The 1,609-nt window shown below is 71.3% G+C and carries 1 protein-coding gene; it reads left to right on the top strand.

The window, feature by feature from the left end; genetic code table 11:
• Positions 1-1,609, top strand: a 1,609-nt coding sequence (locus AC5L38_RS44105) for a type I polyketide synthase (protein ID WP_495248801.1), incomplete at both ends; no start/stop codon positions are given.

Raw genomic sequence — 1,609 nt, 5'->3', positions numbered from 1 at the left:
TTCGACTACCCGACTCCGGTGGTGCTGGCGGAGTTCCTGCTGGGCGAGCTGCTCGGCGACAGGGCCGACGTGATCATTCCCGCGTCCGTGGTGCCGGTGGCGGACGACCCGATCGTGATCGTGGGCATGGCCTGCCGCTATCCGGGCGGGGTGGCCTCTCCGGATGACCTGTGGCGGATGGTGGCCGAGGGCAGGGACGGCATCAGCGAGTTCCCGACGACGCGGGGCTGGGACCTGGCGGCCTTCTACAACCCGGATCGGGAGAGCCAGGGCACCAGTTACGTGCGTGAGGGCGGCTTCCTGCACGAGGCGGGAGAGTTCGATCCGGGGTTCTTCGGGATCTCCCCGCGCGAGGCGCTGGCGATGGACCCGCAGCAACGCCTGCTGCTGGAGACCACCTGGGAGGCGATCGAGCGAGCCGGCATGGACCCGGTCTCGCTGAAGGGCAGCCGCACCGGCGTCTTCGCCGGGGTGTCGTACCACGACTACGCGTCGAGCGTGGAGTTCCCTCCTGACGTGATGAGCTTCTTCGGCACCGGTAACGCCGGGAGCGTGTTGTCGGGCCGAGTTTCGTACGCGCTGGGGCTGGAAGGTCCGGCGATGACGGTGGACACCGCCTGCTCGTCCTCGCTGGTGGCGATGCATCTGGCGTCGCAGGCGCTGCGATCCGGGGAGTGCTCGCTGGCGGTGGCCGGTGGGGTGACGGTGATGGCGTCGCCGGGCGCGTTCATCGACTTCAGCGCCCAGGGCGGGCTCGCCGCCGATGCGCGGTGCAAGGCGTTCGCCGAGGCGGCCGACGGCACGAGCTGGTCCGAGGGCATCGGGGTGGTGGTGCTGGAGCGCCTGTCGGACGCCCGGCGCAACGGACATCAGGTGCTGGCGGTGGTACGGGGCTCGGCGGTGAACCAGGACGGCGCGTCCAACGGTCTGACGGCGCCGAACGGCCCCTCGCAGCAGCGGGTGATCCGCCAGGCGCTGGCCGGTGCCGGGCTGTCGTCGGCCGAGGTGGACGTGGTGGAGGCGCACGGTACGGGGACGACGCTGGGCGACCCGATCGAGGCCCAAGCCCTGCTGGCGACCTATGGCCAGGACCGGCCGGAGGACCGTCCGCTGCTGCTGGGGTCGATCAAGTCGAACCTCGGTCACACCCAGGCCGCCGCCGGTGTGGCGGGTGTGATCAAGATGGTGCTGGCGATGCGGCATGGCGTGCTGCCCCGGACGTTGCATGTGGACGCGCCGTCGTCGCACGTGGACTGGTCGATGGGTGCGGTGGAGCTGCTGACCGAGAACAGGGGCTGGCCGGAGGCCGGTCGCCCGTGGCGGGCGGGGGTGTCGTCGTTCGGGATCAGTGGCACCAACGCGCACGTGATCATCGAACAAGGGGCGGAGTCGCCGGAATCCGGAGAGGTCGCGCAGGAGCGGGCACCCGAGGTCGCGGGTGTGGTGCCGGTGCTGGTGTCGGGCCGGTCGGCGGAGGCGCTGCGGGCGCAGGCCGGTCGGCTGGCGTCCTTCCTGGACGATGAGCCTGAGCTGGGTCTGGCCGATGCGGCGTTCTCGCTGGCCACGACGCGGTCGGCGTTCGAGCACCGGGCGGTGGTGCTGGCCGACG

It is taken from the genome of Streptosporangium nanhuense (assembly GCF_059358815.1).
The sequence above is the reverse complement of the archived record's forward strand: the minus strand, read 5'-3'. Positions and strand labels throughout refer to the sequence as shown.